Origin of the sequence: Rossellomorea oryzaecorticis (assembly GCF_045897515.1) — a bacterium.
GTDB classification, from domain to species: Bacteria; Bacillota; Bacilli; order Bacillales; family Bacillaceae_B; genus Rossellomorea; species Rossellomorea enclensis.
The window spans coordinates 1-1,084 of record NZ_JBJOSA010000050.1; the positions used below are offsets into that span (position 1 = coordinate 1).

Sequence of the window (1,084 nt, forward strand, 5' to 3'; positions counted from 1 at the left end):
GATGATGATTCGCCCACCAAAAATGACACAAAGGATGCGAAAGTCATCGCTCAAGTCATGCGGGCGGGTCGTTATCATGAGCCTACCTTACCTGAGGGTTTGTATGCCGATTTACGGGAAGGAGTCAAACTCTTTGATATCATCCAAGAAGATTTGTCATCCATCAAGGCTCAAATTCATAATGCGCTGGATCGCTATTTCCCTGAATTCTTGACCGTATTTAAAAAGTGGAATGGGAAAACAGCTTTATATTTATTGAAGCGTGGATATCTTCCCAAAGATATTCAGCAGAAAACAGAGGATGAACTTCTGAAAGAAGTAAAAACGTCAGTAACGAAAAATATCGGGATAGAGCGTATGCGTCAATTGAAAAAGGCAGCTGCCTCCAGTATTGGACTGACCGTTGGTCTTCGAATGGCCCGTGAAGAACTTCGCTATCTTGTCGATCAATATGAATTATTAGACGCTCGTCTAGAAGCCCTTAAAGAAGAGCTCGAAGAACTTGTTCGATTGGTTCCTGGTGCCGATAGTATGATAGCTATAAAAGGTGTCGGGCCTATGACAGTCGTTGGCTTCTTTGCCGAAATTGGTGACCTCTCTAACTATAGAGATCCACGACAAATTATTAAATTAGCAGGACTCAATCTGATGATGAACCAATCAGGCAAACATAAAGGGCAGACGACCATCACCAAACGCGGTCGACGGAGATTACGCACCATTTTATATCAAGTCGCTCGCCCATTAGCCTTTCATAATAAAGGGTTCAAGGCGCTACACAACTACTACAAACACCGGAGAAACAATCCTCTAAAGGGGAAACAGTCTTATGTCGCTTTAGCTCGTAAATTGATTAAGATTCTATTTGCGATGGGAACACGGAAGTGTGCCTTTAGTGAAGATCGCATGCTTCGAGATATTCCGCACATTACTGATGTGCAGGCTGCTTAACACGAAATAGGTATAGGTTACACATACTTTGTCTTTTCAACGTTTCTTAATGTAAATCAAACGAAGCACGGATAAGCCGGTCACCATTCCGAGCATTAGGGCATAGACCCACCCGAGGAGCATATCCGGCATC

General features: G+C 43.3%; 1 protein-coding gene. It reads left to right on the forward strand.

What is annotated here, in order from left to right; translation table 11 throughout:
• Positions 1-951 (forward strand): IS110 family RNA-guided transposase (locus ACKA06_RS21610; protein WP_411160629.1); only part of this gene is annotated, 951 nt, incomplete at its 5' end.
• Positions 952-1,084 lie beyond the last annotated feature (133 nt).